This is a genomic window from Actinopolymorpha sp. B11F2, from assembly GCF_040195635.1.
Taxonomy (GTDB): Bacteria; Actinomycetota; Actinomycetes; order Propionibacteriales; family Actinopolymorphaceae; genus Thermasporomyces.
On record NZ_JBEFTX010000003.1, the window covers coordinates 158710 to 182387 of the forward strand.

At 69.8% G+C, this 23678-nt stretch carries 21 protein-coding genes; 12 read left to right on the forward strand and 9 right to left on the reverse strand.

Annotated features, from left to right (window positions below; translation table 11 throughout):
• The first annotated feature begins 354 nt into the window (after positions 1–354).
• A complete protein-coding gene (locus ABN034_RS07150; RefSeq protein ID WP_349690196.1) occupies positions 355–1170 on the forward strand; it encodes an IclR family transcriptional regulator in 816 nt (271 codons plus the stop codon).
• A gap of 340 nt (positions 1171–1510) precedes the next feature.
• On the opposite strand, the gene ABN034_RS07155 is transcribed toward ABN034_RS07150, so the two are convergent.
• Entirely contained in the window at positions 1511–2746 is a 1236-nt protein-coding gene (locus ABN034_RS07155; RefSeq protein ID WP_349690197.1) for a DNA glycosylase AlkZ-like family protein, read from the reverse strand.
• A gap of 300 nt (positions 2747–3046) precedes the next feature.
• Here ABN034_RS07155 and ABN034_RS07160 point away from each other — a divergent pair, with 300 nt between their 5' ends.
• From ABN034_RS07160 to ABN034_RS07175, 4 genes are read left to right on the forward strand one after another with little or no spacing between them, the layout of a single operon-like run.
• Positions 3047–3481, forward strand: a complete 435-nt coding sequence (locus tag ABN034_RS07160) for a TOBE domain-containing protein (protein ID WP_349690198.1) — start codon at positions 3047–3049, stop codon at positions 3479–3481.
• Between the two features lie 36 nt (positions 3482–3517).
• Entirely contained in the window at positions 3518–4381 is an 864-nt protein-coding gene (gene modA / locus ABN034_RS07165) for a molybdate ABC transporter substrate-binding protein (protein WP_349690199.1), read from the forward strand.
• A gap of 6 nt (positions 4382–4387) precedes the next feature.
• Positions 4388–5191 (forward strand): ABC transporter permease, encoded by an 804-nt coding sequence (locus ABN034_RS07170; protein ID WP_349690200.1) that lies wholly within the window; start codon positions 4388–4390, stop codon positions 5189–5191.
• Positions 5188–6315, forward strand: a complete 1128-nt coding sequence (locus ABN034_RS07175; RefSeq protein ID WP_349690201.1) for an ABC transporter ATP-binding protein — start codon at positions 5188–5190, stop codon at positions 6313–6315. The genes ABN034_RS07170 and ABN034_RS07175 overlap by 4 nt, the downstream gene beginning before the upstream one ends.
• Before the next feature lie 71 nt (positions 6316–6386).
• Here ABN034_RS07175 and ABN034_RS07180 read toward each other — a convergent pair whose 3' ends face one another.
• Positions 6387–7070, reverse strand: a complete 684-nt coding sequence (locus ABN034_RS07180; RefSeq protein WP_349690202.1) for a class I SAM-dependent methyltransferase — start codon at positions 7068–7070, stop codon at positions 6387–6389.
• Positions 7071–7262: 192 nt separating this feature from the next.
• A complete protein-coding gene (locus tag ABN034_RS07185; RefSeq protein ID WP_349690203.1) occupies positions 7263–7910 on the reverse strand; it encodes a PadR family transcriptional regulator in 648 nt (215 codons plus the stop codon).
• 199 nt (positions 7911–8109) lie between these two features.
• Here ABN034_RS07185 and ABN034_RS07190 point away from each other — a divergent pair, with 199 nt between their 5' ends.
• From ABN034_RS07190 to ABN034_RS07200, 3 genes are all read left to right on the forward strand, one after another.
• Positions 8110–8649 (forward strand): phosphotransferase-like protein, encoded by a 540-nt coding sequence (locus tag ABN034_RS07190; RefSeq protein WP_349690204.1) that lies wholly within the window; start codon positions 8110–8112, stop codon positions 8647–8649.
• A 610-nt stretch (positions 8650–9259) separates the two neighbouring features.
• Positions 9260–10864: a hypothetical protein gene (locus ABN034_RS07195; RefSeq protein ID WP_349690205.1), complete on the forward strand. Its 1605-nt coding sequence runs from the start codon at positions 9260–9262 to the stop codon at positions 10862–10864.
• A complete protein-coding gene (locus ABN034_RS07200) occupies positions 10864–11973 on the forward strand; it encodes a hypothetical protein (RefSeq protein ID WP_349690206.1) in 1110 nt (369 codons plus the stop codon). Before ABN034_RS07195 ends, ABN034_RS07200 begins: the two co-directional genes overlap by 1 nt.
• Before the next feature lie 51 nt (positions 11974–12024).
• On the opposite strand, the gene ABN034_RS07205 is transcribed toward ABN034_RS07200, so the two are convergent.
• Positions 12025–12951, reverse strand: coding sequence for a L,D-transpeptidase family protein (locus ABN034_RS07205; RefSeq protein WP_349690207.1), 927 nt, complete (start codon positions 12949–12951; stop codon positions 12025–12027).
• A 336-nt stretch (positions 12952–13287) separates the two neighbouring features.
• Between ABN034_RS07205 and ABN034_RS07210 the strand changes: the two genes are divergently transcribed.
• Positions 13288–14031: an excinuclease ABC subunit UvrA gene (locus ABN034_RS07210; protein ID WP_349690208.1), complete on the forward strand. Its 744-nt coding sequence runs from the start codon at positions 13288–13290 to the stop codon at positions 14029–14031.
• Positions 14028–15011 (forward strand): prenyltransferase/squalene oxidase repeat-containing protein, encoded by a 984-nt coding sequence (locus ABN034_RS07215; protein WP_349690209.1) that lies wholly within the window; start codon positions 14028–14030, stop codon positions 15009–15011. The genes ABN034_RS07210 and ABN034_RS07215 overlap by 4 nt, the downstream gene beginning before the upstream one ends.
• A gap of 59 nt (positions 15012–15070) precedes the next feature.
• On the opposite strand, the gene solA is transcribed toward ABN034_RS07215, so the two are convergent.
• Together solA and ABN034_RS07225 are read right to left on the reverse strand one after the other, a co-directional pair.
• Positions 15071–16213, reverse strand: a complete 1143-nt coding sequence (gene solA, locus ABN034_RS07220) for an N-methyl-L-tryptophan oxidase (RefSeq protein WP_349690210.1) — start codon at positions 16211–16213, stop codon at positions 15071–15073.
• A 203-nt stretch (positions 16214–16416) separates the two neighbouring features.
• Positions 16417–18939 carry a PEP/pyruvate-binding domain-containing protein gene (locus ABN034_RS07225; protein ID WP_349690211.1) on the reverse strand — a complete coding sequence of 841 codons (2523 nt, stop codon included), beginning with the start codon at positions 18937–18939 and terminating at the stop codon, positions 16417–16419.
• A gap of 133 nt (positions 18940–19072) precedes the next feature.
• Between ABN034_RS07225 and ABN034_RS07230 the strand changes: the two genes are divergently transcribed.
• The gene (locus ABN034_RS07230) at positions 19073–19822 is read left to right on the forward strand and encodes a TetR/AcrR family transcriptional regulator (RefSeq protein WP_349690212.1); all 750 of its coding nucleotides are present in this window, start codon (positions 19073–19075) and stop codon (positions 19820–19822) included.
• 66 nt (positions 19823–19888) lie between these two features.
• Here ABN034_RS07230 and ABN034_RS07235 read toward each other — a convergent pair whose 3' ends face one another.
• From ABN034_RS07235 to ABN034_RS07245, 3 genes are all read right to left on the reverse strand, one after another.
• The gene (locus tag ABN034_RS07235; protein WP_349690213.1) at positions 19889–20977 is read right to left on the reverse strand and encodes a thiamine pyrophosphate-dependent enzyme; all 1089 of its coding nucleotides are present in this window, start codon (positions 20975–20977) and stop codon (positions 19889–19891) included.
• Positions 20978–21083: 106 nt separating this feature from the next.
• Positions 21084–21470 carry a type II toxin-antitoxin system HicB family antitoxin gene (locus ABN034_RS07240; RefSeq protein ID WP_349690214.1) on the reverse strand — a complete coding sequence of 129 codons (387 nt, stop codon included), beginning with the start codon at positions 21468–21470 and terminating at the stop codon, positions 21084–21086.
• A gap of 161 nt (positions 21471–21631) precedes the next feature.
• Positions 21632–22027 carry a PPOX class F420-dependent oxidoreductase gene (locus tag ABN034_RS07245; RefSeq protein ID WP_349690215.1) on the reverse strand — a complete coding sequence of 132 codons (396 nt, stop codon included), beginning with the start codon at positions 22025–22027 and terminating at the stop codon, positions 21632–21634.
• Between the two features lie 288 nt (positions 22028–22315).
• Here ABN034_RS07245 and ABN034_RS07250 point away from each other — a divergent pair, with 288 nt between their 5' ends.
• Entirely contained in the window at positions 22316–23653 is a 1338-nt protein-coding gene (locus tag ABN034_RS07250) for an alpha/beta hydrolase family protein (protein ID WP_349690216.1), read from the forward strand.
• Positions 23654–23678: the final 25 nt, after the last annotated feature.

The following is a 23678-nucleotide window of genomic DNA, read 5'->3' on the forward strand; positions in this document are numbered from 1 at the left end:
GGCTCGCGCCGCCGACAGTGGCCCTTCCGTCTGGCGGAAGCCTGCCTGGCGCCTTCGCGTCCGGCAACGACGGCGGCGAACGCGCGGAGGCAACGGGCGCGCACCTGACCCGGCTCGCCAATCGCCCGGGGCCTGGCTGTCCATCTCCGCCTGCCGCGGCGTGCGGACCGCCCCGGGTCCTGGAACTCTGTGCGAATGACCGCCGAGCCCTCAGTGGAACCAGCCCAGCCTGCGGGTGGATCCGGCACGCCTGCAGGTGGATCAGCCATGGCTGCGGGTGGATCGGTCACGGCTGCGGGCGGAGCAGGTGTGCCGTCGGAGAGACCAGCCGCGAGGATTGGTGGCCAAGGAGGCGTGCCGGCCCGCCGGCCCGCGGCAGCTACGGCGGCCGGCAAGGTGCTCGGTGTGATCGGAGCATTCACGACGGACGCAGACGCACTCACCCTGTCCGCGATCGCGCGCAGGGCCGGGCTGGCCTTGAGTACGGCCCACCGGGTCGTCGCCGAGGCGGTCGCCTGGGGCGCGCTCGAACGAGGAACGGACGGCCGGTACCGGATCGGCCTCCGGCTCTACGAGGTCGGCGCCCTGGCGCCCCGCGGTGTTGCGTTGCGCGACGCCGCGATGCCGTTCATGGAAGACCTGTACGAAGTCACCCACGAGGTGGTTCAGCTGGCGGTCCGCGAGGGCGTGGAGCTGGTCTTCATCGAACGGCTCGCCGGCCGTACCTCTGTAGGCGTCCACACCCGGGTGGGCCTGCGGTTTCCCTTGCCTGCCAGCGGTGCGGGACTCGTGCTGTTGGCGTTCGCGCCGAACGACGTGCAGGAAGCCGTCCTCGCCGGCCCGTTCGAGCGGTTCACGGACAAGACCCTCACCGATCCGGTACGCCTGCGCGCAATCCTGGCGGAGGCCCGCCGCCAGGAGATCGCCGTCAGCGACGGACAGGTGACCCTCGACAGCCTGTCCGTCGGGGCCCCAGTACGTGACGCGTCCGGGACGGTGGTCGCCGCCGTGTCCGTGGTGGTACACGCCGGCTCGGTGGATCCGGCGTTCCTCGCGCCGTTGGTCCGAACGGCCGCGCGCGGCATCTCCCGCTCTCTCGCCGGGCCGTCGGCTCTGCGCGAGGCGACCGCGTACCAGACCTCGTCGCGCGCCCGCCGCGAGTCCAGCTGACCTCAGCTCGCCGTCCGCCCTGATCGGACCCGCCTGGCCGGCGCGCCGCGCCTCCGCCCGGGGATTGGGGCGGGCCCGCAAATGACCACGCTGAGCAGGCCTGTGGAACCCAGCAAGGCGTCGGAGACATGTGCGGCACTCCACAGGCCTGCTCAGCGTGGTCATTTGGGGCTCTCCTGACACATGTCGGGGGAGCCTCATTTGCCGGCGAGGACGTGGCGCCGTCGCCGCGGTACGACGCTCGGCCAGATCAGGTAGCACCTTCGCAGCGCGGAGGATCGGCAACGCCTGCAGGAGGTGTACGCCTTCCTCCGCGACCTCGATCGACCAGCCGTGACGGTCACCTCCGGCGGGTGGTGGCGGCGTCGATGGTGGAGCACCAGGCGCGGAACCGCTCGAACTCGGTCGCCTCGTCCGTGTCGAGGTCCCTCCAGGGGGTCAGCGTGACGGTGCCCGCGTCGACGGTCCACTTCCACTGCGCGCACACCTCTCCGTCGGAGACCAAGGAGCCGGTCATGTGGCCTACGGGTCCGACCAGTCGCTTCTTGGCGGAGACAAGCGGCGACCCCGGCCCCTTGCGGCAGAAGTACACGTTGTCGTACTCGGGCAGGACGTAACACCGCCGCGGTTCCTCGTCGATGTGCTGGTTGGCGTCGTACCAGGTCCTCCGCGCAGGACCCGTACTCTCGGCTGGGCGCCCGACGGCTGGGCGCCCGACGGCTGGGCGCCCGACCGATGGCGTCCCGACCGACGTCAGGACTGGTGCCAGCCGGGAGACCCCCGACCAGTAGCTGGCGTCCGCGCTCGATGCGGGACCGAACGCCCGGAGGAAGCTCCGCACCAAGTCGGGCAGGCCCTGCGGCGCGGGAAGCAGGTCACCGGACTGTCCCGGGATTCCTGGTTCATGATCAAGAGGCAGAAAACGGGCATTTGCGGGCCCCAGTTCCCCGTTTTCTGCCTCTTGATCATGAACGGCGGCGCCGGACGTGGTCGAACCACTCGCCCGGGCCGGCGACTCCGGGCGCGAACCGGCTACGTCGTCGAACGCCTGCTCCGCGAGGATGTAGCGGGTCCGCGCGGGTCGCCAGGACACGTCGTCAGCGGCCTGCACGACCGGAAGCAGCATGCGTACGGCGAAGCCCAACTGCCGCGGCTCGGACAGGGGAAACTCCTGGCCCAGCTCCGCGCTGATCTCGGCGCGTGTGAGGCCGTCGTGCTCCCGGAGAAGCCGCGCGCCACGTTGGAGCAGCTTGTCGTGGTCGACGGTGCGCCACAGGCCAGGACAGAACCCGTTGACCGTACGTTCGAGCATCGGTTGCAGGCTGAGCCGCCAGGTGACGTACTGCCGGCGGGTCACCATGTGCACGGTGCCACGCATGAGGTTGGCCTTCACCAGCTGGTAGCTCCTGAGCGCCCGGTCGAGGTCGTCCTGGTCGAAGCTGTCCAGCCTCGTCCACAGACCGGCCGACGGCGCCCGCGGTGTCTGGGCGTTGAGGCCGGCGACGGCCTCCACCACCTCGACTGGCGTGCCGGTGAACGTCTGCCCCAGGAGCTGCCTGCGCAAGTACGCCGCCATCGCTTGACCTCCGACGCTCGCGAAGGCCTGACGTTACCGAGGCCGGCTCTCGGCCTGCGTGCTACGGCGTCGGGGTCACGAGTCGGGGTCACGAGGTCGGGGTCACGAGGTCGGGATCAGGAGGTCGGGTCAGGAGGTCGGGTCAGGAGGTCGGGTCAGGAGGTCGGGGTCGAAGGTGCCGGCGAGGTTCCGGACCGCAGCAGCCGTGCCGCAAGTGCGATGCTTACAGGTGTGTTAGGGCAGAGTTTGCAATGGATATCGACTGTACTGACCCGCAGACGCGGCGCTAGGATCGCCCCCGTGACAGCGTTCCGGATCAGCGAGGCAGCCGAGCTGCTGGGCGTCAGCGCCGACACCGTACGCCGGTGGGTCGACGCTGGTCGGCTCGCCGCGGCTCGCGACGGGTACGGGCACCGGGTGATCGAAGGCGTCGACCTCGCCGGCTTCGCGCGGTCCCAGGCCGGCGAGCAGGAGGAACGCTCGGAGCACTCCTCCGCCCGCAACCGGCTCCGCGGCATCGTCACCGCCGTGGCCAAGGACACGGTGATGGCGCAGGTCGACATCCAGGCAGGGCCGTTCCGCGTGGTGTCGCTGATGAGTCGCGAAGCGGTCGACGAGCTGGATCTCCAGGTCGGCTCGATCGCTGTCGCGGTGATCAAGTCGACGACGGTCGTCGTGGAGAAGCCCGATGACGGCGTGGCGCCGACGGGCGGCCGGCGGGGCGCCGACCGGTGACTTCGCCGCCGGGGGCAGCAGACGGAGGTCCCGCCCGTGAGAGCCGGTGGGATGCGTTCGACGGTGGTCGGCGGTACGACCGTGGTCAGCCTCGCGACGGTGGTCGGGCTCGCGGTGGTGACCGCGCTGGCATTGGTGGGGCTGCCCGGGTGTGACGGGAATCGACCCGACGCCGCCAGCACGACCAGTCCGGAACCCGGGAGCGGAGCCTCGACGCTCACCGGCACGGTCACGGTGTTCGCGGCGGCGTCGCTGACGGAGGCGTTCACGACGATCGGCAAGGACTTCGAGGCCGCCCATCCCGGGGTGACGGTGACGTTCAACTTCGCCGGCAGTTCGGCGCTGGCGACACAGATCAACCAGGGCGCGCCGGCCGACGTGTTCGCCTCGGCCGCACCGGCCTCGATGGAGACGGTCACCGACGCGGGCAACGGCACCGGCGAGCCGGCCGTGTTCGTCAGGAACCAGCTCGTCATCGCTGTTCCCCAGAGCAACCCGGGCGGCATCAAGCAGCTGGCCGACCTGGCGAAACCCGCCGTGAAGGTCGCGCTCTGCGCCGAGCAGGTGCCCTGCGGTGCGGCCGCGGCGAAGGCCCTCGACGCGGGCCACGTCGACCTCACTCCGGTGACACTGGAGCAGGACGTCAAGGGCGCACTGTCCAAGCTGACCCTCGGCGAGGTCGACGCCGCGCTGGTCTACCGCACGGACGTGAAGGCGGCCGCGGGCGAGGTGGACGGAGTCGCCTTCGAGGAGGCCGCAAGTGCGATCAACGACTACCCGATCGTCGTACTGAAGGACGCACCCAACGCGGGCGCGGCCAAGGCGTTCGTCTCGTACGTACGTTCCGACAAGGGTGCGGCCGTGCTCGGCGAGGCCGGCTTCCAGGCGCCGGACGAGTAGCCGCCCATGACCACCGGAGCACCTCGGCGGGCCCGCCGGGTTCCTCTCGCCCTGCTGGTCCCGGCCGGGCTGGGTCTCCTCTTTCTGGTGCTGCCGTTGGTCGGTCTCGTCGTTCGTACGCCATGGACCACGCTCCCACAGCGGCTCGCCGAGCCAGGAGTCCTCACCGCGCTCCGGCTGTCCCTGCAGTCCGCCACCCTGGCGACTCTGCTCTGCCTCGTACTCGGGATACCCCTCGCGTGGCTGCTCGCCCGCGCGCCGTTTCCCGGCCGGCGGCTGGTGCGGGCCCTGGTCACGGTGCCGCTCGTCCTCCCGCCGGTGGTGGGCGGGGTGGCGCTGCTGCTCGTGTTCGGCCGCCAAGGCCTGGTCGGTACGTGGCTCGACGCCGCGTTCGGTGTCACGTTGCCGTTCACGACGGCGGGTGTGGTGCTCGCGGAGGCGTTCGTCGCGATGCCCTTTCTCGTCATCGCCGTGGAGGGAGCGTTGCGCGGTGCGGACGCCCGCTACGAGGAGGCGGCGGCGACGCTGGGCGCCGGGCGGTGGACAACGTTCACCCACGTGACGCTGCCGCTCGTCGCGCCCGGCGTCGCCGCCGGTGCGGTGCTGTGCTGGGCGCGGGCGCTCGGTGAGTTCGGTGCGACGATCACGTTCGCCGGCAACTTCCCAGGCCGTACGCAGACCATGCCGCTCGCGGTCTATCTCGCGCTGGAGACCGACCTGGAGGCGGCGATCGTCCTCAGCCTGGTGCTGCTTCTCGTGTCCGTCGCGATCCTCGTCAGCCTCCGCGACCGCTGGATGACCACCCCATGACCGGCACGGATCGCGACCGTACGTACGAACGACGGCAGGGGCGCACGACTGGGGAGCCGCTGCTGGACGCTCATGTCGTGGTGGAGCGAGAGACGTTCCGGCTCGAGCTGGAGCTGCGGATCGACGCCGGCGAGGTCGTCGCGCTGCTCGGGCCCAATGGCGCCGGCAAGACGACCGCCCTTCGCGCCCTCGCCGGTCTCCACCCGCTGACGGCCGGGCACGTCACCCTCGGCGGGCACGACCTCGACCGGCCGGCCGGCCGCGTGTGGACGCCGCCGGAGCTCCGCTCGATCGGCGTGGTCTTCCAGGACTACCTGCTGTTTCCGCACCTGAACGCCCTGGACAACATCGCGTTCGGACCTCGCCGGCACGGGGTCGAGCGGCGACAGGCCCGTGCGCAGGCGGCGGCGTGGCTCGGCCGGATCGGTCTTTCGGAGTACGCACGGCGCAAGCCGCGGCAGCTCTCCGGCGGACAGGCGCAGCGAGTGGCGCTGGCGAGGGCGCTCGCGGTCGACCCGAGCCTGTTGTTGCTCGACGAGCCGCTCGCGGCACTCGACGCCCGGACCCGGCTCGACACGCGCGCGAACCTGCACCGCCACCTCGCCGAACATCCCGGCGCCACCCTGCTCGTCACCCACGACCCGCTCGACGCCCTGGTCCTCGCGGACCGGCTGGTCATCCTCGAGAACGGTCGGGTCGTGCAGGTCGGTGACGCCGCCACGGTGACCGCTCAGCCGCGGACGGACTACGTGGCCCGCCTCGTCGGCCTCAACCTCTACCGCGGCCGTGCTGAGGGGCTGACCGTCGTCGTCGGCTCGGACCTCGCGCTCGCAGTGGCGGACCGGCTCGACGGCGATGCGTTCGTCGCCTTCCCACCGTCTGCCGTCGCGTTGCACCGGTCCCGCCCGGACGGCAGCCCGCGCAACACCTGGCCGGCCACCGTCACCGGTGTCCAGCGGCACGGGGACAACCTGCGGATCGGGCTGGACGGGCCGATCGTGGTGGCCGCCGACGTCACGCCGGCCGGCGCGGCCGCCCTCGACCTCGTAATCGGCCAGCGGGTCTGGGCTGCCGTCAAGGCCGCCGAGACCCGCGCCTATCCCGCCACGCCTGACATGGGGTGACCGGGCCACCCGACTCGCCGGGGGGCGGACTCGCCGGACTCGCCGGACCCGTCGCCGGATGGGCCGGCGCCTCACTGCTTCCGTAGCCGGATCGCCATCCCGATCCCTTCCGTCGTGAGGGTGCACTCCTTGAAGGCGGACTGCTCCGCAAGGCGGTGGAACTGGTCCGGTGCGTACGCCCGTCGCCGCAGCATCCCCAACGTCCGCCTGACCATGAAGGCGTTCACTCGGCTGAGTCGCATCCTCGCGACCTCCTGATCGATCTCGGCCGCCGAGGCGTTGCTGCGCAGGTCCTGGATCACGGCTGTCCCTCCACCGCGCAGCACCCGGTGCATCTCGTCGAGCGCGTCGATGGGGCGGGCGAAGTTCTTGAACGCCGCCTGGCAGACCACCAGGTCGAACGAGTCCGCCGCGAACGGCATGTCCGCGACGTCGCCATGGCGGAAGTCGACGGTCACACCCTCCTGCCGAGCGCGGTCGTTCGCGAGGTCCACGAACGTACGACTCACGTCCAGGCCGGTCACGCGGAAATGACCCGTTCGGGCCAGTTCGATCGCGTGAAACCCAGGGCCCGGCGCCACCTCGAGCACGGCGGTGCCGTCGGGGAACTCGCCGGCGAGCTTGGCGGCACCCGTGCGGTAGGACTCCAGCTGGTCACCCGAGCTGCGTTGCCGGGCGTACCACCGGGCCGTCATCCCCTCCATCTCCGGCACCAGCTTGCGCCTCTTCTGCCGGACGTTCGTCGTGTCGTTCATGGTCTGCTCCTTCGGGTGTCGTGACGATGCGTGTCGTACGAACCGTTCAGGGAGCGAAGGCCCAGCTACTGTTGCGGTTGCCACCTTGTGGCCGGGTTCCGTTCCGCGGGTCCGGTTCGAGGTCGAGGGCCCCGGCGCGGTGTTCCCGCACCCGCCGGGGTCCGTTCTGTCGTGGATCTGCTCTCTTGTGGGTCAGTCGTTGGTGCTGCCCTTCTCGGCGAGTGCTTCGAACTCGGGCGGCATCCGGCCGGTCTCGTGCCAGTCCCGCCATTCCGCGAGGCCGGGCAGCGATCCGGTCGTGAACTCGTCCAGCAGCGACCGGATCCAGCTGGCTTCCGCCTCGCGAATCGCCAGGTCGTACTCCGACTCGACGAGGAACAGCCGTGGAACCTCGCGACCCGCTTCGGCCAGGGCGTTGCGTTGGGTGGCGATCTGCTGCTCCAGCCTGGTGAGCCGGTCGCGGAGCAGCTGGGTCGCCTCGTCCGGGTGGAGAACGCCGATCACGGAGAGGCCGGCCTCGAACCTCGGCTGCTCGCGTTCGGGGATGGCGACCAGCTCGCGAACCCAGTCCTCGAGCTCTTCCCGTCCTGCATCGGTGATCCGGTAGAGGGTGCGCTCGGGGCGGCCGCCCTGGCGCTGGCTCTCGGTCGCCTCGAGCAGGCCGTGCTTCTCGAGATTCTGTACGACGGTGTAGAGCGAGCCCCACTTGATCTTCATGTCCTGGTCCTTGCCGCGGGCGCGAAGGACCGAGGCCATCTCGTAGGGATGCATCGGCCTCGAGAGGACCACCGAGAGCACGGCGAGGGCGAGCAGATTGCCGACCTTTCGCCGCTTGGCCACGGTGCTGGCTCCTCCTCTTGCCCGGCTCCTCGTGGACGATTACTCGTCTACGACCATACGGTGACGAGTGGGGGCTGGCAACGGCTGTCGCGCGGTGTGACCCACCACAAGCGGGAGGCACCCGGGCGGCCACTCCACCAGGCACCCCGGGCGCACGAGGTCCGCGAGAGGATCTTGGCTGTGGACGTACCTAGCTAGCGTGCCTGCCGGCGCGGAGCCGGTGGTGATCCTGCTGTCCGGTCCCTCGTCGGCAGGGAAGACGGCGCTGGCAGGGGCTCTGCAACGCAGGTTGCCGCTCCCTGCGGTGTGGGTGGAGGCGGACCGGTCCTTCCCCGCCGTACCCACCACGCATCCCGGATGGGAATCGTCGGGACGGTCGCCGGCTGCGGTGGTCCTGGCGTTCCACCGGTCGCTGGCCGCCTGGGTCGAGGCCGGGTTCCACCTGATCGTCGACGGTTCACTTCCGTACGGGGACCTAGGGCTGCGGGACCAGTGTCTGGCGATGTTCGACGCGTACGACCTCCGGCTGGTCGCAGTGGTCTGCTCCGTGGCGATCCTCAACGAGCGTGAGGCGAGTCGCCCCGAGTCCCGCCCCGCTGGTTGGGCGGCCACGCAGGCGGTCGACATTCATGACGGGCTGAGGTTCGCGGCCGAGGTCGACACGTCCACGCGCACGCCCGATGCCTGCGCCGAGGACGTGATCGCCCAGCTCGACCTTGACGTCGCCCGCCCATCCTGAGCTTCCGCGGGGTTCGGCGCCGGCTCGTTTCGACTGTGATCGAAAGACCTTGGCGCACCACTACCCGCCCTTGATCATGGTTGCCGATGTCGGCGTCCGCCGAGCATGCGGCACCGGATCTCACGGGGTGATGTTCGTGTCCGATCACGAGGCAGTCCGAAGACGTTCGCGCTTCGGCGAGGCGGGAACCACGACGTCCGGGCGCACGCGTGGCGGTGAGGGCGGTGTTCCGGACGGGGAAACACCAACACACCGTCGGCGCCGTACGGCATCGCGGTTCCTGGTGGCCTTCCTGTGCCTCTGCACCTGCCTGATTACGGCTCCACCGTCGCTGGCCCGCGGCGCAACAGACGAGGTTCCAGGACCGACCGGGCCACCGCCACCGGGCGTCGATCCAAAACACTGGGATCGGCTGAAAGCAGTGTGGGGCGGAAAGGGCGCCAACAAGGTGTACCAGCAGCGCTACTTCCTGGCCCGACCCCAATGGTTCGGAGCCGTCGTCATCCACCATGCCATCCCGCAAAAATACTGGGCTGAGACTTGGCAGAGAAATGGAAAGCAAGTGCCAAACCCCTGCCGAGGGATTCTTCCTCCCGACCTGCTGCACTCGATGGAAAATCTTCGCGGGGTCATCAAGGGCGGCAACGATGGTTCCAAGTCGGCCGACTGGATCATCAACAACAGGCTTCATCTTCGGATGTTCCACAAGTTCATGTGGGCGGCATTCGATGCAAACTTCATCGTCAATGGTCGATGTCGGGCGACGCGTGAAGACTTCTACCGCCAGCGGGACATCATCGATCGAGCATGGGGATGGTTCTTTGTCGATGGTGCGGACAAGCTCCCTCCCGACCAACGCCAGAGGTGGTTCGAGGCGTTGAGGACGGTCGGCGAGAATGCCTTTGGATTCCCCCATAGGGTGCCGGCGTCGAGGGCAGCCGCGGTTTCCGCCAATCACGCAAAGACGTTCTTTGACAGCGCCAAGGCAGGTGGGATCGACTTCTCGACGCTCGAGCTCCGATACCTCGCTCTAGACCGGAAGAACGGTGCCGTCGGTATCGACTACGCCTTCCGGGTCAGACCGGGTAGCGGCGGCGCGGGTCTGGGGGACGGGCTCGAGAACGCGGCGCAGGCGTCGGACGCGTTCTTCGTGTGGCTGGCCCTGCCGCGTACGGCGTTCTGGGTGAACCTCAAGCCCAACGAGCCGGACAAGATCATGGACTCCGAGCTCGCCCGTACGAAGGTCGGTCAGGTGATGCTCGAGGCCGATCTGACGCTCAAGAAGCAGGCCTCCTGGGCTCTCCACCCGAAGCGGAGTCTCGGTGCGCGGTTCTGGCGCGAGGCCGGTCGAGACTGCTTCCCGGGGACACGCTTGTGGATCACTCCGGACATCGCGCAGGTCTACGAGAAGGGCAACAAGTTCTACATCCTGGACGCACCTCTGGACGTGAAGGTCGAGCAGTGGGACTACCAGCCTCGCGCGGGTGATCCGCAGCTTCAGGGAGGCAGCACGGCGTGTCCAGGCATGTCGGAGGCGGAGAAGCGGAGAGTGTTCGACGTCTACGCGCGAGTCGTTCTGCCGCATCTGAAGAAGAAGGTGAACACCGCTCCGGAGTTCGCGGCTCTACGCCGGATCTACCTGAGCCGGGTCGCCGCGGAGTGGTACCGCGAACGTGCCACGGATGGTGACACGTCATTTGCCGGGTTGGTCGACAGCGGCACCATCGACCGCTGGGCCGACGCGGGTCGGTGGCGTCCGGAGCAGACGTTCAAGCGGTACGTCACGTCGTTCACCAAGGGCGAGTACCGCGCCACGGAGAAGTGGACCGAGGGCAACGTCGAGAAGACCTGGACGCTCCAGGTAGGCGGTGTCGACTTCGCCCTGGTGCCGAGTAGGTCCGTCGGGAGCCGGGCGTTCCAGGATCGTTGGCCGGGGCTGGGCGCACTGGCCAGGCAAGGAGTCACAGGCGGTGCGGTGGACAAGAGCAACGGCAACAGGTGGATGGGTGGCCAATCCAAGGTCGATCGTGCGGCGTTGGCGCGCGAGTTTCCGCTCGACGACGAGCCCGCAGCCCGTCACGAGAACCAGACACTCAGCGGCCGGGCAAGGTCCGCGGCGCCCTACCTGGTGGCGATTCTGGTGCTGGCCAGCCTGGGTCTGGTGGCGCTGGCAGTCCTTCACGCCCGTCGTCCGCGACAGGAAGGTACGCACTGATGACCGACTCACCGCCACCGGAGTCCCGGGAGCCGCAGAGGCGTACCACCACGTGGCTGATCATCGCCGCGGTGGTGTTGCTCGTGGCAGGGGTCGGGATCGGACTGTGGGCGCTCTACGGCGGCGGCAACGGGCCCGACTACGCCGCGGACTGCCGGGTGATCGAGAACGAGGCCCCCGAGTTCGGTCAGGACATGGTGACGCTGCAGCAGATGGGCGCCGACCGGACGGCGAGGAGGCAGTGGCTCACCAAGCAGGCGAAGCACCTGCGTGAGGTGGCCGACAAGCTCACCGATCGCGAGTTCGCCAAGGACATCTACGCCGGGGTGGACGCCATCGAGACGATGCAGGAGGACCTGGAGAACAGGGACATGGCCTCGCTCGACAAGAGTTTGCGCTCGCTGAGGACGTTGTTCGAGAGCGCGCTGACGTTCCTCGACACCCACTGCGAGCGGTGGCTCGGGCCTGGCCAGTGGGGTACGCCGGGAACCAAGCCCACGGGGCCGACGGACCTCCCGACGGGAGATCTGCCCACGGACCTCCCGACGGACCTGCCAACCGACTTCCCCACCGATTTCCCGACCGACCTCCCCAGCGTGCCGCCGCTGGCGTCCGTCTCGCCGACGGAGGACCGCGCGGGCGTGCCGTTGCCCAAACCCTCCTCACCTCGAGTGGGTCAACCCTTCACCGCAGTCGTGGCCAAGAACGAGCGGGTTTGGATTCCTGTTCGGGTCACGCTGCTGGCCGTCGACGTACGTCGGTCCGGATTGTCCGCAGAATTCGACGGCATGACGGTGACACTGCTGCGTTACAAGGCGACCCATATCGGTGACCGCACAGTCACGTTCCCCGAGGATCCACTTCAGTTCAGCTTCTCGGTCAACGCCGGTGTCGTACCTGCGGGCCCGATGCGGTTCGCACACAATGCACCGAACGCACCGGCACACTGCACGGCGAACGTCGAACCATTTGCCTGGGCACCGGGAAGGACAGTGAAGGGTTGCACGGTCGCCATGCTTGACGACTCCCTCACACCTGACGAGGTCAGCTTCTCCAGTGGGCTTCCTGACCGGTGGGATTTCGTCGATTTTCAGTACCCTGACCGGTGAGGGCAACGCGTCGCCGAATCCCCCGAATGGTCGCGGCGGCAGTTTTGCAGCTCAGGACCAGTAGACGATGACCTTGTCGCCGACGCGGGCTTCGTTGAACAGCTGCGAGAGGGTGTCCCAGCTGCGGACGTTCACACAGCCGTGGGAGCAACCGTTGTAGCCGCGCGCCGCGAAGTCGTCGGAGTAGTGGACCGCCTGGTGGCCGCTGAAGAACAGCGAGAAAGGCATCCGGGTGTCGTAGAAGTTGGAGTACCCGTCGCGCACCTTGGCGTTGACCGTGAACGCGCCCTCCCTGGTGGGGCTGGACGGGCAGCCGAAACGGACGTCCATGCTCAGACGTACATTGCCGTCGACCACCCAGCGGAGAGTACGCGTCGACTTGTCGATACAGATCGCGCGACCGGTGGTGCAGCGCGAGTCGAGGGCCGACGCGTTCGGCGCCGGCGTGGGCTTCGGCGGGTACAGCTCGGCGCGCGTCGGCGTGCGGGTCATGGCCACGAGCCGGTCCCAGGTGGCGGCGTCGACGTATCCCAGCCGCGGCATCCCACGGCGGGCCTGGAAGCCGTTGACGCCCTCGCGGGTCGTGGTGCCGTAGTAGCCGTCGACCCACTCGGTGGCGAGCCAGTCGAGCTGGTGCAGCCGCGCCTCGAGCTCACGTACGTCGTCGCTGCGGTCCTCGAGTTCCATCAGCGCCTGCGGCTTCGGCGTGGGAGTGGAGGTCGCCGTCGGCGTGGGCGTCGGCGTGGGCGTTGCCGTGGCGGTGGGCGTGGTGATGCTGGGCGAGGCCGTCGGAGTGGGCCGCGCCGACGTCGACTTCGACGGCGTCGGGCTGGGCGAACGCACCTGCGAAGTCACGTTCTCCCCGGCGGCTCCCCGGTCGGCGAACGACGCGAAACCGGTCCCGTAGGCCACTCCGCCAAGGGCAGCAACGGCAAGTACTGAAGAGGCGATCACGATGGTGAGCGGACGGCGGCGCATGGGCTCCCCCTGAAGTGGTGCGACACACACAAGATGCCGGGGACCGGTGAAATGTTGCTCGTGACGATCACCAAATTGGTCACGATCTGGCCAACGCCTGGCAGTGAACGGACGGATCGTTCCCGTGACGATGAAAGGGGCCGTACGCCGGACGATCAGAAGCGCGTTTCACAGCACGTCGGCCAACCAGCTGGTGCCGTCCGGCGATGGTGCCTGTGCTGCAGATGGTGCCAGTGCTGCAGATGCTGCCTGTGCTGCAGATGGGCCCTGGTCCCAACCCGCGACGACCGGGAAGAAGCCAACCCAGGACTCCTCGTCAGCGCACCGCCCCGCACCGTGTGGTCGGACCAGAGTCGGTCTGGTATCCACTCGCCCGGCCAGCATCTCGGCGTCCTGCGCGCGCTGCGGCAGGCGTACGCGGAGTCCGACGCCGCCGCGGCGCTCGACCTGACCGAGAAGGACTTCGCGCCTTCGTGCGACGCGTGTCACGGGCGGGGTTTCGTCAAGCAGGACATGGGATTCCTGCCGTCGATCGAGAGCCCGTGCGACGCGTGCGACGCGACGGGGTACGGCGAGGAGGCCCGCCGGATCGCCGTCCGTGGGCACAGCCTGTCGGCACTCACCCACCTGACTCTCGCCGAGGTGAGCGAGGTGTGGCAGGACCGTCCGGGTGTCGCGCGCCCGCTGGAGCAGGCCTGCGCACTGGGCCTCGGATACCTGCGCCTCGGGCAACCAAGCCACAGCCTGTCCGGCGGCGAAGCGCAACGACTCAAGCTCACCCGCGAGATAGGCAGAAAGACGCGGAAACCGACGCTGTTCCTCCTCGACGAGCCGAGCCTCGGCCTGCACCCGCGCGACGTGGCCCGGTTGCGTGGCGCACTCGACGCGTTGGTCGACGCGGGCCACAGTGTGCTGGTCGTGGAGCACGACCCGGGCCTGCTCGCCGGATGCGACTGGCTCCTCGAACTCGGTCCCGGCGCCGGACCCGACGGCGGGCGCGTGATCGCGACCGGTACGCCTGAGGAGATCGCTCTCGGGGCCACGCCGACCGCGCCCTATCTCGCGGCGGTCCTCCCATGACGGCGGGCCTCGCGGACGGGCTGGCGCTGCTCTTGTGCGATCCCTCGCCCGCGTTGCGCTACCGGGTCCTCACCGAACTGATGGACGTGCCGGCGGACGATCCCGAGGTGACCGACCTGGCCCGGCTACGGGCCGCGACCCTCGAGCTCAGCGTTGGCGCGTCTGCCGATCCCAAGGCACTGGCGTTCGCCTTGTGCCGGTGGGCGTATCACGGCATCGGCCGCGACCACCCCGCCGTAGCTGCACTCGCCGAGCGACTCTTCGCTCTCCAGGACGGCGACGGATCGTGGCCACTCCGGTTGTTCCGCCGCGGCAGATCCGAGGGCGTCTACTCGATGGCGCCGCTGCAGGTCGCGCTGCCGCTGCGCGGCCTTGCCGCCGCCGGCTACGCGACCGATCCTCGCGCTCAACGTGCGTACGACTGGCTCCTCGGCCACCAGCTCGACGACGGGGCGTGGCCGATGGGTGAGGCGCACGGCCAGCCGGGCTTCATCGCGGGCTACCGGAAGCTGCCGGGATCGCGGGGCTGTCGGACCACCACGCAGGGAGCACTCGCGTGCCTCGTCCTCCACGATGAGCTCGCCCACGCTCCGCGGACCCGGCGGGCGCTCGACCTCCTCCTGCAGCGGGAGTCCCGCGACGAATGGGCCCTCGGCACCGAGGTCGCGCGACTGACCGGCCGGGAGCCGCCGTCGGGGTTCGTCACCTACTACGCCCGCTTCGACCCGGCTTTGGTTCTCGACATCGCGGCACGGGCGGGAGCCGCACTCGACGACGCACGGATCGCCGGCCTGGTCGAGTTCCTCGAGCAACGCCGCGGACCGTTCGGCCTGTGGGAACACCCCCACCATCCCGACCTCAGTCGCTGGCTGACCTTCGACCTCCTCCGCAGCCTCCGCCAGCTCCGGCCCGGTGACTGGTCCGGCGTCGCGCCCCGCGTACCGTTCCGGGCGTACCCGCATCGCCGGCACCGCTACTGACCACCGATCGGCCACGCCCGTGCCTACGCCCACGCAGGTGGTCGGGTCGCCAGATCGACTCAGCGGAGGAATCGGTTCGGGTCGACCACGTCGAGTTCGACGAATGGCGCCTCGTCGCAGGCGATCCGGGCCAGCAGCTCGCCGATGCCGGTGGCGTGCTTGAACGCATGACCGCTGCCGCCACCGCCGACGACGAGCCGCGGATCGTGGTGCGGTCGGCCGACCTGGAACTGACCGTCGGGTGAGCGGGTGATCATGCAGGTGGTCGTCCGGACTGGGTGGGGATGCAGACCGGGCAGCGCGGCGGTGACGATCTCGCTGAGCAGGCGGTAGTCGGCGGGTGAGATCGCGCGGTCGCACTGGTCCGGGTCGATGACGGGCAGCGAAGGGTCGTCGCTGAGGCCGACCTTGGACGGGTGCCCGTCGACCGCGCCGTGTCCCCAGATGCCGGTGCCGTCCGGGAGGGTACGAATGAAGACCGGGAACCGCTTCAGCTCGAACGACGCCGGATCGTCGCGGGCGTCGAACCACGTCATCGGCGTACGCACCGCCTCCAGAGGAAGTTCGGGCACGAGCTTCCCCAACCACGGCCCGGTCGTCACGACCGCCTGGCGGACACGGAAGTCGCGAGCCGCCGTACGGATGAGGACCCCGCCGGCAACGAGGTCGATGCCGCTCACGTCGGTGCGCGGATAGACCGTGGCACCGGCTTTCTGCGCCGCAATCACCGCGGCGAGCACGCCGGCCTCCGGCCGGACCACGCCGGCGAGGGGATCCCAGACCGCCATGTGATGGTCGGGCAGGCGGGCATGCTGGGGGAAGCGGTCGGTCACCTCGGCGGCGGAGAGTGTGCGCACGGGAAGGTCGTACGTGGTGGCCGCCGCCAGCGTCCCGGCGACCACCGGCGTGTCGGGTGCGCCGATCATCAGCCCGCCCGTGATGTCGAGGAGCGGGCGCGCCGACTCCTCCTCCAGTTTCCGCCACAGACCGAGCGAGGTCTGGGCCAACGGGACGAGGACGGGATGTTCTCTGCATGCCGTACGAAACAGGCGAGTCGACCCGTGTGTGGACCCCCAGGGGTGACCCGGGTCGAAGCGCTCGAAGCCGATGACATCGGTCCCGCGGTCCGCGAGCCGCCACAGGGCACACGCTCCCATGGCACCCAGCCCGACGACGGCAATGTCAGCATCGACGCTCGGCAACCCCGCCACCTCCCGTCGCGGTGCCTGATAGGCGGGTTGCTTTCGTACCACCCCAGCTTGTTCCACGAGCGGCGAATCCGCCACCATTGGTCAACCACGGATCCAGCTGGACCAAGCCGCGCCGGCAGCCTCCGAAGTCCTCAACGTTGATCAAACACCGGCCGTCGCCGCCTCGCGAGCCAGGTCTGCGACCGGCGCCTCCGCTACCCGGTGCTGGTCTGGGCGTCCAAGCGGACGACGGTTCCGGTGCCGCCGTCGACGCGTACCAGCTGCCCGTCGGTGAGCACCCTGGTCGCGTCACCGGTGCCCATCACGGCGGGGATGCCGTACTCGCGGGCGACGATCGCGGCGTGCGACGCCGCCCCGCCCGCGTCGGTGACCACGGCGCTCGCGAGCGAGAACAGCGGTGTCCACGCGGGGTTGGTGTACCGGCAGACGAGGACGTCGCCGGGGGCGAGCCGGCCGAAGTCCGTCTCGTCGCGGATGACGCGCACGGGTCCGACCACCGTTCCACGGCTGGCCGGTGTGCCATGGATCGCTCCCGCCTCCGGGGTCGGCTGGCCGAGCAGCTCGGCGGGGACCACCGTGTAGGTCGCGAGGGCGGCTTCGCGCGCGGCCTTGCGCCGGGCGACGACGGCACCGACCTGCACACCTTGCAGTGTCGTCACCTCGTCCAGTTCGAGGTAGAAGATGTCCCGCGCGTCGGTGAGGTGGCCGCGCTCGACATAGCGCCGCCCGAGATCCAGGAGTACGCGACGGATGGCCGCGCAGGCGACCATGAACAGGTGGAAGTGGCTGTCCTCCCGCACGCTGGTGCCGGTGCGTACGGCGTCGGTCAGCTTGAGCGCGAGCGGCCCGAACACGCGGGTACGCACCTTCCCGCCAGCCAGGTCCGCGCGGGCACGTCCAGCGCGGGCCGCGTCGTCCTGTGCGGTCTCGACGGTCGGGCGACGGTCGGCCATGGCCGGCGCGTGTCCCTTGAGCATGCCGTGGACGGCCGCTGGTGTCTCGCGCAGCGGTGGGAACCCGGCGAGTGGCTGGGCGATCTGCCGGAACCCGAACCGCCGCAGGTAGGCGTCGATCTCGCCGAGTAGTGCGCGCCCGGGCTCGGTCTCCCGCAGCCGCTCCGGGATGTCCTCGGCGGGCGTCTCGGCGTAGGTCCGCGACAGGTCGGGCGACCGATGGATCGTGGCGGCGAGCCGGTCGAGCTCCTGGCTCGCCGCCTGGGTGACGGAGGGGATCCCGGACAGAAGGTCCGTGTGCAGCTGTTCGCCGCGGCCGCGGCCGACCGCCAGCCGGAGGACCGTCCCCAGTACACGGTCGGCGGGCAGCACCCAGGGGACGATGGAACTGAATCGGGTGGGGGCCAGCTGACCCTGTACCTGCCGCAACTCCAGCACCCGGTCGAGCAGCTCCTGGTCGGACAGCGCGGTGAGGTCCTCCGCCTCGATCCGCTCGACGAGCGGGACCAGCGTGGCGTGGCAGCGCGCGAGCCAGTCCGTCGGGCGTACCCGCAGGGCGCGGACCAGCTTCGGCAGCGCGGCGGGCGTACGAGTCAGCACTCGCGCCGTGGGCCGGATCCGCGGTGGAACGACCTGCACGACGCCCTCGTCGATCTCGATCAGAACGTCGTCGACGTCGGGCGTCGCGAAGCCGGCGGAGCGAAATCCGTCGAGAATCGCACCCACCGCCGGCCGCAAGGACAGCCCCAGGTCCATCGGAAACGGCGGGTACGGCATGTGGTCCGCCGCGATCTGGTAGTCCGGGCCACGTCGCCTGCGCCGACGTCCCCCGCGCCCCTTCCTGTCGCGCTGGTCCCCGGCCGGCTGCGGCCCTCGGCTCTGCCGCCGTGGCGGGCCTTCGCTCTCCCCGCCGGCGTCCGGTGCGTCGGGAAGTGCCGTCAGCGGCCGCGCCTGGACCAGCGCGCAGCGCTCCTCGGCGTAGGCCCACTCGATGTCCTGCGGTCGGCCGAACGCCTCCTCGACCCGCGTGCCGAGCTTCACCAGCTCGTCGAGGAGCCCGGGCGGAAGCGGTGACGGTGGCGAATCGACACTGTCGACGAGCTGGCCCGTGCCCTTGTCCACCTCCAGGTGGTGGCCGGTCGCCTCACCGGAGACCAGGGCTTCACCGAGCCCGCGGACAGCCTCGATCACCAGTCGGTCGCGACGTCCGCTGACCGGATTGGCGGTGAACATCACGCCCGCCCACTCCGCGTCCACCATGGTCTGGACGACGACCGCGAGGGCGAGACCGCGTTCGTCCCAGCTGTTCTGTGCGCGGTAGGCGACGGCCCGGGGTGTCCACAGCGAGGCCCAGCAGTCGCGCACCGCGGTGAGCACCGACTCCTGGCCCGTGACGTCGAGATAGGTGTCGTGCTGTCCGGCGAACGAGGCGTCGGCCAGGTCCTCTGCGGTGCCGGACGAACGCACGGCGACGGGCCCGGAGCCCAGCTCGCGGTAGGCCTCGCGGATCGCGTCGGCGATCGCGCCGGGAACGGGCGCGGTGGAGATGCGGTCCCGCAGTTGGTCGGCGTGGCTGCCGGCGAGTTCGCTGCTGGCGAGGGCGTTGCCCCCCAGGAAGTCGGTGTAGGCGTTCGTCGTGACCACGAATCCCGCCGGGACGGGGAACCCGGCGCGGATCAGCTCCGCGAGGCCCGCTCCCTTGCCCCCCGCCAGCGTGACGTCGCAGGTGTCGGCGCTGTCCAGGCGTCGTACGTACGTGACCATGGCGACCCTTCCGAACCGGCCTGGATCCGGCGGTTACCCACCCGACAGGTCATTCTTCATCGCATGGTGGAGTTTGTTGGACGTTACCAGCAGTTCACCCGTACTTCAACAAGCGATGAAGTAACATGCGGCCGTGACGAACGAGGCGGGCGGCACGGACCGCTCGCGAAGGTCCCCACCTCGGCGGCGTGCCCAGGAGGGTGAGGCCCAGCAGGGTGAGGCCCAGCAGGATGAGGCCCAGCAGGATGAGGCCCAGCCGAGCCAGCGGGGGCAGGGTCAGCGCCGGCCGGGCCGCTGGCGTTCCGGGGCGGAGAGTCGGGAACGCATCCTCACTGCCGCCCGATCGACGTTCGCGCGGTACGGCTATGACCGGGCGACCATCCGGCAGATCGCAGCCGAGGCGAGGGTCGACCCGGCGATGGTGCACTACTTCTTCAGCACCAAGTCGAAGCTGTTCGCCACAGCGATGGAACTTCCGGCCAACCCCGCGGACCGCATCGCCGCACTGCTCGAAGGCGGGCTCGACGAGCTAGGGCCACGGATCATCCGGCACTTCCTCCAGGTCTGGGATGACGCCGGCAGCTTCGAGCCGATGTACGCCCTGCTGCGCTCGGCACCGACCGACGACCAGTCGGCGGGACTGCTGCGGGAGTTCGTCCAGGGGGAGATCCTGGGGCAGGTCGCGCGGGTGATCGGTACCGACGACGCACCCTTGCGGGCGGAGCTCGTGGGCTCACAACTCATGGGCATTGCCCTTGCGAGATACGTCGTACGGATCGAACCTCTGGCGTCGGCGAGTCCAGACACGGTCGTCGCGTGGCTCGGACCCACGTTGCAGCGCTACCTCACCGACCCGACGCCGCCGCCCGAACCGTTGGCGTGACGCGCCGGGCCGCTCGCGCGAACAGGCGGAAAGTCGCGTGATCGGCGGCCCTGTCGGCCGCAGCACTCAGGAAGCCGCTTTCCGCGCACAGAGGGCGCAGCTGTCCGGACCCTCGCGGTGGCTGTCCACGACATCACGCACCGCGTCGTCGACCCGGTAGGTCGCCTCGGCGTGAATCTGAGCCATGAGTGTGTCATCGACGAGACCGCGCTCTCGTAGTGCCTGTTCGTAGCTCATGACTGGATCCTGGACCGCGCCCGCGCCGGGAGAAGCTGCCTCGGGCGGCCCGGGCCACATCGTCCGCACCTCGACGAGGAAGGGACCCTCACCTGCCCGGGCCCGTCGTACCGCACGTTCGGCGGCCGCGCAGGCGGACTCGACCGCGACACTCGTCACGCGGACGCTCGGGATGCCGTAGTCATGCACATGCCCGGCGGCGAGGTCACCGGTGGACTCGGATGCGGCGGCGAGGCGGTCTGTGCAGAGGAGAAAGACGACCGGCAGCTTCCACAGATCGGCAAGCTGGGTCGCCGACCGGAAACCCTCCTCCGCCGACGTGGCCTGGTCCACGATCGCGACCGCGACCCGATTCGAGCCCTGCTCCTGATAGCCGAACGCCCGTCCCAGGGCGGGAAGATATCCGGCGCCTTCCGCGCTCGGACCCGACGTCCGCAGGCCGGGGACCGACCATGGAGCGCTGCCGTCGGATTCCTCCGGCGACTGATGGCCGTGCGCGGTTCCGATCGCCTCGCCCACCACGCAGCGCAGGTCGATTCCCCGTGCGATCGCGAGATAATGCGGTTGCCGTGGCGCGGAGACGGAGTCGTCGTAGTTCAGGTGTACGCCGAACCCGGCCGCCATCGGCTCGCAGCCGAGCAGACTGCTGCGCGGACCGTTCCGCCGGAGCGGCCCACCTGCGTCGGCCCGCCCACCTGCGCCGGCCCGCCCACCTGCGCCGGCCCGCTCGGCCACGTCGGTCCGTCCACCTGTGCCGGACTGCCACTCGCGCGCCCTGGACGGTACCTGCACCGCCGCGGTCGTCGCCCGCCTCGCGTCGGCCTCGCGCCGGATCGCATCGTGGAATGTCCGGAGCAGGACCATCATTCGCAGCAGATCGACCCGCGCGGCGTCATCGAGCGCCGGGTCCTCGTGCATGTCTACTCCCTTGCTCCTTCTGTGAAGAAACGGTCAGCGCAAGGGGCGGGTTGCGCAATAGGGACATTTCGTCCGGTTTTGTTTGTGCGAAGGCGGGTGGCGATCATCAGCTCGCCCTCGGCTGTGTACGGGTGACCTGGGAGATCCGTTGCGGGCTGACGCCGAGCATGATGGCCGCGTCGCGTACCGACACGCGCTGTGCCACCAGCCGGCGTGCCGTGGCCGTGGTCGAGGAGTGGATGGCGTCGGCCAGTTCGCGTGCCCTGGATCGGAGTGCGCGGACCCGGGCGGCTTCGTCGTCGAGGACGCGGTCACCGGTGTGGAAGTGCCAGTCGAGGACGAGAGAGGACCCGGTGCCGTCCGGAAGCCGCGCCGTCCGCACGATGATGTCCCGCACCCGGCGGTCGAGTGCGGGAAGCGTGCGCGCGGAGGTCTGGGCGCCTTCGATGCCTGGCACGTCGGCGTGCCAGGTCGTACCGTCGCGGGAAACCACGACGCGGTAAGTCGATTCGGTGATGTCGGCCAACCCCTTGTGACGAACGTGAGTGCCCGCTCACGTTCGATTCGCCCGCCGTTGCCTGCCGGGGTGCCCCGTATGTCTAGCCGGTAGACAGGAGGGCGTCAAGCCATCGCGATGGGCCTGCCGGGTCGTGTTCATGGCCAGACGTGGTAGGTCTCGACGTCCAGCCAGGCGTCGAACCTCGGGTATTTCCGCTCCGGATAGGGCTTGCCGGCGTAGTGCCTGGCGAGCCGGTCGATGCCGGCGAGATCGGAATCGGGTTCGAGCGTCACGGTGCCCTGAACGCTCACGTGCCGGTACCACGAGTCGCCGTCCAGCACGGTCAGGGAGACGCGGGGGTTGGCGCGGATGTGCTCGAGGCGCTTCCGCCTGGCGTCGAGGTTGAGCAGAATGCGCCCGCGCTCGTCGTCCCAGAGATACCAGGTCGCCACCGAGACGGGCGTACCGTCCGGCCGGACAGTGGCCATGACGGCCGGGTTGGGCTGCCTCAACAGCGTGATGACGTCAGGGGAGAGTGGCGGCTTCGGCATGTGGACTCCTTCGTACGTCTGGAAAAGTCGGACGCCTCAAGGCGCCATCACGACAGGCGAACCACTCTGCCCCGCCGGGCTATTCCAGGGGCGTCGTCGGGTCCGGCAGGTGTGGGGAGCGCTGGTGAGTGGGGAACCGAACGCACGGTTGCACGATCCGACCAGGAGATCCCTGGGCGCGGCTAGCCATCGGGCAGTGAGGGTGCCAGGTGGGCTACAACCTTCGTCGCATCCGGCGGTGACCGTTCGGCGGACGCCCGAAGCAGCGTCGCCACCCAGGCTGGGACCATGACCCTCACCAGACGACTCCTCCTCACCAGCCTTGCCCTCGTCCCGACTGCTGTCAGCACCTCGGCGTACGCCATTCCCGCTCCGGCAACGACAGCGCCCGCTTCGGCAGGCACCGCCGACTCGGTCCTCGGCTCGCCGTCTTCGGCGATCGGTGAGCGTGCGGGCGTACGCGCGGAGGAGTCGCTGCGCCCCCGCCTGCCCGAACCCACCGGCCCGCATCGCGTCGGCACCACCGAACTCCATCTGGTCGACCGCGACCGCCGCGACCCGTGGGTGGCGGATCGGCAACGGGAGCTGATGGTCAGCGTGTGGTACCCGGCGCGTGCCAGGTGGCCAGGGGAGTCACCGACGACTCCGTACTTCCGGCCGCACGCCGCCGAGGCTTTCGGCGCGAGCGCCGACGTGCAGCTCGGCCTGCGCCCCGGACAGGTGGACTGGGCGGGAATTCGTACGCACGCACGGACTTCGCCACCCGTCCTCGGCCGACCCGGCGGTCGCCCCGTTGTGGTGTTCTCGCCGGGCGCCCGCATCCCCCGTGCGCTCGGCACCGTGCTGGTCGAGGAACTGGTCAGCCGCGGTTACGTCGTGGTCACCGTCGACCACACCCACGAGGCGCCGGTGGAGTTCCCCGGCGGCCGGCTCGAGTTGCCGGCACCGTTCGACGGCACGCCCACGGAGCGGAACCACGTGGCGCTGGCGGCGCGGGTCGCGGACGTGCGCTTCGTCCTCGACCAGCTTGGCGTGCTCGCGGCGGGTGGCAATCCCGACGCCGGCCGGCGGCGACTGCCGGACGGCCTCGGCGGGATGCTCGAACTGACCCGGGTCGGAGTGTTCGGCCACTCCGCGGGCGGGTTCGCCGCGGCTGAGGCGATGCTGGTCGACCGGCGCATCGACGCGGGCATCGACATGGACGGGAGCATGGCGTACAGCTTCGAAGACAACGACCTCGGCGATGTCGTCGGGCACGGTCTCGACCGGCCGTTCATGCTCATGGGTGCGGGTCTCACGAGCGGGCTGCCACATACCCACCGTGACGCACCTGAGTGGCGCGAGTTCTGGGCGAACTCGACCGGGTGGAAGCGGGACCTGTACGTTGCCGAGGGCGAGCACTTCACGTTCGCTGACCAGCAGGTGCTCCTGCCACAGATCGACGCGGCCTATGACGTGCCGCCCGAGCGGGTCTCGGGGTCGATCGGCACGGTCGACCCGGTACGGGTCACGGCCTCGGTGCGGGCGTGCGTCACGGCCTTCTTCGACCAGCACCTGCGGCACCTGCACCAGCGGCTGCTCGACGGGCCGTCGCCGCGGCATCCGGATGTGACGTTCATCCGCTGAGCGCACTGGTCCAACCGCGACAGGC

Excerpts from the sequence above, each read along its gene's own strand:
- ABN034_RS07175 (WP_349690201.1), top strand. The coding sequence starts at position 5,188 with ATGACCGGCACGGATCGCGACCGTACGTACGAACGACGGCAGGGGCGC.
- ABN034_RS07200 (WP_349690206.1), top strand. The coding sequence starts at position 10,864 with ATGACCGACTCACCGCCACCGGAGTCCCGGGAGCCGCAGAGGCGTACC.
- ABN034_RS07225 (WP_349690211.1), bottom strand. The coding sequence starts at position 18,939 with ATGGTCACGTACGTACGACGCCTGGACAGCGCCGACACCTGCGACGTC.
- ABN034_RS07195 (WP_349690205.1), top strand. The coding sequence starts at position 9,260 with ATGGAAAATCTTCGCGGGGTCATCAAGGGCGGCAACGATGGTTCCAAG.
- ABN034_RS07155 (WP_349690197.1), bottom strand. The coding sequence starts at position 2,746 with ATGGCGGCGTACTTGCGCAGGCAGCTCCTGGGGCAGACGTTCACCGGC.
- ABN034_RS07180 (WP_349690202.1), bottom strand. The coding sequence starts at position 7,070 with ATGAACGACACGACGAACGTCCGGCAGAAGAGGCGCAAGCTGGTGCCG.
- ABN034_RS07215 (WP_349690209.1), top strand. The coding sequence starts at position 14,028 with ATGACGGCGGGCCTCGCGGACGGGCTGGCGCTGCTCTTGTGCGATCCC.
- ABN034_RS07205 (WP_349690207.1), bottom strand. The coding sequence starts at position 12,951 with ATGCGCCGCCGTCCGCTCACCATCGTGATCGCCTCTTCAGTACTTGCC.
- ABN034_RS07235 (WP_349690213.1), bottom strand. The coding sequence starts at position 20,977 with ATGCACGAGGACCCGGCGCTCGATGACGCCGCGCGGGTCGATCTGCTG.
- ABN034_RS07170 (WP_349690200.1), top strand. The coding sequence starts at position 4,388 with ATGACCACCGGAGCACCTCGGCGGGCCCGCCGGGTTCCTCTCGCCCTG.
- ABN034_RS07250 (WP_349690216.1), top strand. The coding sequence starts at position 22,316 with ATGACCCTCACCAGACGACTCCTCCTCACCAGCCTTGCCCTCGTCCCG.
- ABN034_RS07245 (WP_349690215.1), bottom strand. The coding sequence starts at position 22,027 with ATGCCGAAGCCGCCACTCTCCCCTGACGTCATCACGCTGTTGAGGCAG.